At 60.3% G+C, this 7,667-nt stretch carries 7 protein-coding genes; 4 read left to right on the forward strand and 3 right to left on the reverse strand.

Annotation, left to right across the window (positions count from 1 at the left end):
• Nucleotides 1-674: outer membrane beta-barrel protein (locus tag ABWP50_RS08700; protein WP_353217605.1), on the reverse strand; the 674-nt coding region annotated here is incomplete at its 3' end.
• 196 nt (nt 675-870) lie between these two features.
• Nucleotides 871-2,208 carry an ammonium transporter gene (locus tag ABWP50_RS08705; protein WP_353217606.1) on the reverse strand — a complete coding sequence of 446 codons (1,338 nt, stop codon included), beginning with the start codon at nt 2,206-2,208 and terminating at the stop codon, nt 871-873.
• A 25-nt stretch (nt 2,209-2,233) separates the two neighbouring features.
• Between ABWP50_RS08705 and ABWP50_RS08710 the strand changes: the two genes are divergently transcribed.
• The 4 genes from ABWP50_RS08710 to parE all read left to right on the forward strand — a co-directional run bounded on the left by ABWP50_RS08710 (nt 2,234) and on the right by parE (nt 5,724).
• A complete protein-coding gene (locus ABWP50_RS08710; protein WP_353217607.1) occupies nt 2,234-2,488 on the forward strand; it encodes a hypothetical protein in 255 nt (84 codons plus the stop codon).
• Between the two features lie 213 nt (nt 2,489-2,701).
• On the forward strand, nt 2,702-3,040 hold the full coding sequence (locus ABWP50_RS08715) for a P-II family nitrogen regulator (protein ID WP_353217608.1): 339 nt from the start codon (nt 2,702-2,704) through the stop codon (nt 3,038-3,040).
• A 244-nt stretch (nt 3,041-3,284) separates the two neighbouring features.
• Nucleotides 3,285-3,515, forward strand: coding sequence for a hypothetical protein (locus ABWP50_RS08720; RefSeq protein ID WP_353217609.1), 231 nt, complete (start codon nt 3,285-3,287; stop codon nt 3,513-3,515).
• 217 nt (nt 3,516-3,732) lie between these two features.
• On the forward strand, nt 3,733-5,724 hold the full coding sequence (parE, locus tag ABWP50_RS08725; RefSeq protein WP_353217610.1) for a DNA topoisomerase IV subunit B: 1,992 nt from the start codon (nt 3,733-3,735) through the stop codon (nt 5,722-5,724).
• Between the two features lie 34 nt (nt 5,725-5,758).
• Here the strand turns inward: parE and ABWP50_RS08730 are convergent, their stop codons facing one another.
• Nucleotides 5,759-7,666, reverse strand: a complete 1,908-nt coding sequence (locus ABWP50_RS08730; protein WP_353217611.1) for an ABC-F family ATP-binding cassette domain-containing protein — start codon at nt 7,664-7,666, stop codon at nt 5,759-5,761.
• Between the last annotated feature and the right edge of the window lies 1 nt (nt 7,667).

The raw sequence follows: 7,667 nt of genomic DNA on the forward strand, positions 1-7,667 counted from the left end.
CTGTGCGGCCCATCGACATAGCTGACCAAGCCGCTCAACCAGTTGAATTTTCCGGAAAAGAACCCATCGGTGAGCGCCAGCGAGGCGCTGATCTTGCCAGAGGCAACATTGGCTTGCACACCGCGCGTGAGGACATTTTCCTGGCCCCACAACACACCACGCTCGATATTCATGTTCTGGAAGCTGAACGGCGCTTCCAGGCCGATCAAGGTCGGCAAAATACCGGCCTGCACGTTGAAGGACGATGATGGTGCGATCTTGAGCCAAGCCTGCGGCACCGGGCCATAGGTTGCATCGGTGTAGCTGGTCGCGCGCGCATAGGGCAATCCCAGCGTTTCGTGGCTGTACAGGCCAGCTTGGACAAGGAACTGAAAAACGCCGTCGACCTTCTGGATGACCACCTGCGCGTTCGACACATCAGCAAAGCTGCTGGAAACACCGGGCGTGGTGTTGGACTGGGTACCGAGATAGCCGCTGGCGATGCCGGAAACATAGATTTTGCTGCCGCCAAGATCAAAGCTGATCGGGTCGGGATTGTAGCTAAGTGCGCCGGTGATTGCGGGCAGCAAAGCCGGCGGTGCGTCCTGTGCCGCAGCCGGGCCAACGCAAAAGGCCATGACGCCCGCGATTGCAGCGCCGCACTTCAGTTGCGGCAACAATGATCGATTGAACATGTAAGGTCCTTTTTTTGAAAATCCGGCTTGCGCCCAGCGCAGTAGAACCACGCCAATATCGCATGACATTTTTACGCTCAAACATATCTACGTTAAAAAGCGTAATTGAATATATAGTATTAGAATTTTGACCCATTATTGACCAAAAAAAAGGCCCGATCTTTTCAGATCGGGCCTCGAATTTGCTCTTTATCTATTAGTTGTTGTAAGCGCGCTCGCCGTGTTCGCCCAGATCGAGGCCTTCTCGCTCCTGATCTACGCTCACACGCAGCCCGGTCACAGCCTTTGCTACGTAGATTGCGATCGCGGTGCCAACAGCCGCCCAGACAATGGTGGTCGCGACAGCGGCGAATTGCACGCCAAGTTGGCTGACCATATCGAAATCAGCCGGGCCGGGCCCACCCAGCGACGGTGCGTAAACGACACCGGTTCCGATTGCGCCGACAATCCCACCCACGCCGTGGATACCAAATGCATCCAGCGAGTCGTCATAGCCAAGCCGAGGCTTCAACACCGCCACCGCCAAATAACAAAGCACGGACGCTGCCGCACCAAGCACGATGGCACCCATCGGACCCGAATTGCCGGCCGCAGGCGTGACCGCAACCAGCCCGGCAATGATACCCGACGCCAGGCCCAGGGATGACGGCTTGTGGCCAGCCAGCTTTTCAACCAGCAGCCACGCCAGGGCGCCCGCAGCCGTTGCCACGAACGTATTGATCATCGCCAACGCCGCCGAGCCATTGGCTTCCAGCGCCGATCCGGCATTGAACCCGAACCAGCCCACCCACAGCATGCCGGCACCAACCATCGTGAGCGTCAGCGAATGCGGCGCCATGGTTTCCTTGCCATAACCGATACGCTTGCCAAGGATCAGCGCCGCAACCAGGGCTGACACGCCGGCATTGATATGCACCACTGTGCCGCCCGCAAAATCCAGGGCACCCATTTCGAAAAACAGGCCCGATGCTGCCCAAACCATGTGCGCGATCGGCAGATAGACGATGGTGAGCCAAACCGCCGTGAACACCAACACCGCCGACAGCTTGATGCGCTCAACCACCGAACCCAGCACAAGGCTTACGGTGATGGCTGCAAACGTCATCTGGAAGCAGACGAACACATATTCGGGAATGACCACACCATCAGTGAAGGTCGCGGCCGTGGAATCAGGCGTGATGCCGGCCAGGAACAGCCGATCAAGGCTGGCGATGAACGGCTTCAGCGCGCCGGCGCTATCTGGCCCGAATGCCAGCGAATAGCCGAACACCACCCACAGCAACATGGCAAGGCAGGTGGCTGCCCCGATTTGCGTCATGGTGGACAGCATGTTCTTGGAGCGCGTCAAGCCGCCGTAAAAAAGCTGAAGGCCCGGCAGAATCATCAGCAGGACAAGCAGCGTTGAAACCAGCATCCAGGCTGTGTCACCTTTATCAGGCACAGGCACAGGCACGGCATCCGCCGCAAGCGCAGGCACTGCCAATGCCAGGGCGGCGATGGCAGTCACCCGTAAAAGATTGAGTATCGTTTTCATACACTTCCCTTGCATTTGACCGTGATTGGCATTGAAATTGATCGTGCCAGACCTTGTTGATAGAAAAACCTCGCCAACGATCAAAACCACCGAAACCTTCGCCGCTGTGGCGCCAACAGAGAGCCGGGCCGCAGTTGCTAACATGGCCCGGCCGAGCAATCTGCCGGATCAGCAATTGCCAGTCACACAGAACGCGGTTTCGGACCGGCTTTCAACCGCATCTGAATGCGCCGTTACGAAGCCGCTCAACATACGGCGTTTGACGGTGCATCACGGTTAACCATCGCAAAATCACCCGCCACTTCACGCCCGCCGCTTCACACTTGTCCGCCAATTGGCGGCTACCCGCTTTGCGCAGAGCCAGCCATATACGGCAAATTGCGGTAGCGCGCTCCCGCCAGATGGCACAAACACATGATCGCGCATTCATGGTGGCCAATTTGGGTGGCCGGTTTGCCGGCGCCACTACCATTGCCGGATACAGGAGCAGCAGATGAAAAAAATCGAAGCAGTCATCAAGCCGTTCAAGCTTGACGAGGTCAAGGAAGCACTGAATGAAGTCGGCGTGTCAGGCATCACTGCGACGGAAGCCAAGGGTTTTGGCCGTCAAAAAGGCCATACAGAACTGTATCGCGGCGCCGAATATGTTGTCGATTTTTTGCCCAAGGTAAAATTGGAAGTCGTTGTTCAAGATGATCAGGTCGAGCGCGTAATCGAAGCAATTTCAAATGCGGCCCGCACTGATCGGATCGGTGATGGCAAGATATTTGTGTCTTCGATCGAAACCGCAGTGCGTATTCGAACTGGCGAACGGAACGAAGATGCCCTGTGATATTCGTTCAATTTGAACAACGGCTGCGGTAGGTGCGTTCTGTTTTCACATTATTGAATTTTTGAGAAAACAGGCAATATTTCAGACGCGATAGCTTCAACATATGCAGCGGCGCCTGTTATATCCATCAGATCCTCTGCGGGCGGCACGAGCACCGGTCCCGCGGGGTGACGTCCTGGTTCGTGGGGAACCCGGCGATTGCCGTTGTTTTGCCCATGACCGCCGCCATTGCGATTGCCCGGATGTGAAGATTGCCGCTGCAATGGCCGCAATACAAAACCAAAATCCGGATGGACACGAGCAGGCTTTTGCAGGTCACCAGATCGGCACGCTTGAGACGTCTTGCAGCAGCTCGGCACCACAGGAAGCCGACTTCATCGTTCCTCCCTTGAGCGATTTGGTGCGACGCACAATAGCTGCGAAATTTTGCCGCCAGGCCATTCCCAGAACCCGCAACAGAGCCAACCCGTTGTGAAACCAAAAAAAAGGGGCCGAAACCTGAGTTTCGGCCCCAGTAAATCCTTGGGGAGGATCGCCATAACGGCCTGATCCTTTTGCACTGCACAACGATCGATATCAATGGGGAAAATGGCGTAGTTCCTGTCCGAACCGTAAGATTTCAAAAATCATTCACAAAATTTGCCGGTTGCCAGCCGGGTGGCGAAGCCGGCCGTGGCTGCTATAGCGGTGGCATGTCTGATTTGTTTGCCGCCACCCAAAGCTCTGCCGATTATGATGCCAGCCATATCGAAGTTCTGGAAGGCCTGGAGCCGGTCCGGCGCCGGCCCGGCATGTACATCGGCGGCACCGACGAACGCGCCCTGCACCATCTCGCCGCTGAAGTGCTTGACAATGCCATGGACGAAGCTGTGGCAGGCCATGCCAACCGCATCGAGGTCAGCCTGGAGGCAGACGGCAGCCTGACCATCATCGACAATGGTCGCGGCATACCGGTTGATCCGCACCCGCGCTTTCCGGACAAATCGGCGCTGGAAGTGATCATGACCATGCTGCATTCGGGCGGCAAGTTCAGCGGCAAGGCCTATGCCACGTCCGGCGGCTTGCATGGTGTGGGCATCAGCGTGGTCAATGCGCTGTCGGATGATACCACCATCGAAGTGGCGCGCGGCCGGGAATTGTTTCGCCAGCGTTTTGCCCGCGGATTGGCGCTGGGTCCGCTCGAAAAACTGGGGCCAGCACCCAACCGGCGCGGCACATCGGTGCGCTTTCATCCCGATGCCCAGATTTTCGGTGAGGATGCGGCCTTTCGGGCCAGCCGCCTCTACAAATTGGCGCGATCAAAGGCCTATTTGTTTGGCGGCGTTGAAATCCGCTGGCGTTGCGCGGCGGCGCGCCTGGAAACTGGCGTGCCCGAGGCAGCGGTGTTCACCTTTCCGGGCGGGCTGGCCGATCACCTGCGCGAACGGCTTGATGACCGGGCGCTGGTGGTGCCGGAGCTGTTTGCTGGCCGCGCCGATCTTGCCGCCGGCGCCGATGGCAAGCTGATGGGCGCGGTGGAATGGGCCTGTGCCTGGCCGCAATGGGGCGAAGGCTCTGCCAGTTTTTATTGCAACACCATCCCGACGCCGGATGGCGGCACCCACGAAGCCGGGCTGCGGACAGCGCTCACACGCGGCTTGCGCAATTTCGCTGCCTTGTCCGGCAACAAGAAAGCCGGCGAACTGGCCGGCGAAGACGTGTTTTCCGGTGCCGAACTGATGCTGTCGCTGTTCATCCGCGACCCGCAGTTCCAAAGCCAGACCAAGGATCGTTTGACCAGCCCGGAAGCCACGCGGCTGGTGGAAAACGCCATCAAGGATCATTTCGATCACTGGCTGACCGGCAATGGCGAACGCGGCAAGGCGTTGCTGGGCTTTGTGCTGGAGCGGATGGAAGACCGGCTGCGCCGCCGCGCCGAAGCCATGGTCAAGCGCAAGACCGCCACCAGCAAATCATCGCTGCGCCTGCCCGGCAAGCTGACGGATTGCGCGCGCGGCGATGCACCGGGCACCGAATTGTTCATCGTGGAAGGGGATTCGGCCGGCGGCAGCGCCAAACAGGCGCGCAATCGCAACACCCAGGCCATTTTGCCGATCCGCGGCAAGATCCTGAATGTGGCATCGGCAAACACCGCCAAGATCAGCGCCAATAGCGAAATCGGCGATCTCATCCAGGCGCTCGGCTGCGGCACCCGCGACAAATATCGCCCGGAAAGCCTGCGCTATGAGCGCATCATCATCATGACCGATGCCGATGTAGATGGTGCCCATATCGCCACCTTGCTCATGACATTCTTCTTTCGGGAAATGGCCGGATTGGTGCGCGACGGCCGCCTGTATCTGGCGCAGCCGCCGCTGTATCGCCTGGCCGCTGGTGGCACCGTTGCCTATGCCCGCGACGATGCGCACCGCGCCGAACTGATGCGCACCGTGTTTTCAAACCGGACCAAGGTGGAGGTGAGCCGCTTCAAGGGCCTGGGCGAAATGAACCCACAGCAGCTGAAGGAAACCACGATGGACCCGGCCAGCCGCTGCCTGATCCGCGCGCGCCTGCCCGAAAATGCCGAGGCGCGCGCCGATGTTGCCGATCTTGTCGAGCGGCTGATGGGACGCAATCCGGAGCATCGGTTCCAGTTCATCCAGAGCCATGCCACGTCGATCGAGGCTGACGCGCTGGACGCCTGACAGGGCACCTGCGCAAAGCCCCTGCGCAGATGCTTCAGGCCGGCTTGGATTTGCCGCCGGCCCCGCCGGGGTTCGCGGCGTCCAGCGCCGTGCTTGCGGCCAGCCATTCGGCTTCGGCCACAGTCAGATTGGCGTCGATCTGGCCGCGCTGCTTGAGCAGGACGGCGGTGTTGGCCCCCGGCAGCGCCAATCGCACATCCAGGCCGTCACGCTCCGTGGTCAGGCGGGCAATGCGCTGTTCGGCAGCGGTCAATGCCTTGCGCAGCGCTTGCGTGGCTTCGCGCTGCGCGGCGGCGCGGCGGCGGGCTTCCTTGGGGTCTTCGCGCGGCGCGGCGGGTGCGGCTGACTTGGGCGTTTCGGATTTGCGGCCCGCGCCGCCAACGATCAACGCTTCGTAATCATCGATACTGCCATCGAAATTGCGGGCATGTCCGCCATCCACCAGCACCAGCCGGTCGGCGCTGGCCTCGATCATGTGGCGATCATGGCTGACGACCACAACAGCGCCTTCAAAACCATTCAGCGCTTGCACCAGTGCCTCGCGGGTATCGACATCAAGGTGGTTGGTCGGTTCGTCCAGGATGAGCAGGTGCGGCGCATCGCGGGTGATCAGCGCCAACGCCAGCCGGGCACGCTCGCCGCCGCTCATGTGGCCAACCTTTTGTTCGGCCATGGCCCCGGTAAAGCCGAAGCGGCCAAGCTGCGCACGCACCGCCGACGGATTGGCGCCGCGCATCAGCCGGGTCATATGCTCCAGCGGCGTGTCGTCCCGGTCGAGTTCTTCAACCTGATACTGGGTAAAATATCCCACCCGCAGCTTGCCCGGCGCGTGTTTGGAGCCAGCCATTGCCGGCAATTGCCCGGACAGCAGCCGCGCCAGCGTTGTCTTGCCGTTGCCGTTGCGGCCAAGCAGCGCCAGCCGGTCTTCGGGATCCAGGCTGAGATCAAGGCCGGTCAGGATCGCCGTGCCATCATAGCCGACCGCCGCATTGTCCAATTGCACCAGTGGCGGCTTGAGCGGCTGCGGTGACGGGAAATCAAATTTCAGGCTGGGATCGACAGCTGTTTCGGCAATCGGCTGCATCTTGGCCAGTGCCTTCTGGCGGCTTTGGGCCTGTTTGGCTGTCGAGGCGCGGGCTGAATTGCGCGCGATATAATCCTGCAATTTGGCCCGCTGCGTAGCTTGGGATTCGCGCGCCGCAGCCAGTTGCGCCAGCCGTTCGGCGCGTTGGCGTTCGAAACTGTCGTAATTGCCGGCATAAAGCGTCGCCTTGCCCTGTTCGAGATGCAGGATGTTATCGACCACGTTGTTCAGCAGATCGCGTTCATGGCTGATGAGCACGATGGTGCCGCGATAGGTTTTCAGGAAGTTTTCAAGCCACATGGCGGCTTCGAGATCAAGGTGGTTCGATGGCTCGTCCAGCAGCAGCAAATCGGGCTGGCTGAACAGCAATGCCGCCAGGGCAACCCGCATTTTCCAGCCGCCGGAAAAAGTGTCGAGCGCGCGATTTTGGGCATCGGCATCAAAACCCAGGCCATCCAGGATGCGCCCGGCCCGCGCCGGCGCAACATAGGCATCGATGGCCACCAGCCGTTCGTGCACTTCGGCCAGCCGCAGCGGATCGGCGGCGCTGGCCGCCAACGTGTCTTCTTCGATGATCAGCGCGGCGCGCTCGGTGTCGGCGGCCAGCACGGTTTCAAAAGGGGTACCCTGCCCCGACGGTGCTTCTTGCGCGATATAGCCCATTTTGGTGGCGCGCGGCATGTCGATGCTGCCGGCATCCAGCTCCTGCTGGCCGGCAATGGCCTTCATCAGAGTCGATTTGCCGGCGCCGTTGCGGCCGATCAGCCCGATGCAGGCGCGCGGCGGCAGCGAAGCCGAGACGCCATCAAGGATGGTGCGCCCGCCAAGGCGGACGGTGACAGAGCTGAAGGAGAGCATG

It is taken from the genome of Sandarakinorhabdus sp. (assembly GCF_040398645.1).
In the GTDB taxonomy this organism is placed as follows: Bacteria; Pseudomonadota; Alphaproteobacteria; order Sphingomonadales; family Sphingomonadaceae; genus Sandarakinorhabdus.

What these genes read in the sequence shown, in the direction of transcription:
- ABWP50_RS08705 (WP_353217606.1), bottom strand. Translation starts at nt 2,208, where the DNA reads ATGAAAACGATACTCAATCTTTTACGGGTGACTGCCATCGCCGCCCTG.
- ABWP50_RS08715 (WP_353217608.1), top strand. Translation starts at nt 2,702, where the DNA reads ATGAAAAAAATCGAAGCAGTCATCAAGCCGTTCAAGCTTGACGAGGTC.
- parE (WP_353217610.1), top strand. Translation starts at nt 3,733, where the DNA reads ATGTCTGATTTGTTTGCCGCCACCCAAAGCTCTGCCGATTATGATGCC.
- ABWP50_RS08730 (WP_353217611.1), bottom strand. Translation starts at nt 7,666, where the DNA reads ATGCTCTCCTTCAGCTCTGTCACCGTCCGCCTTGGCGGGCGCACCATC.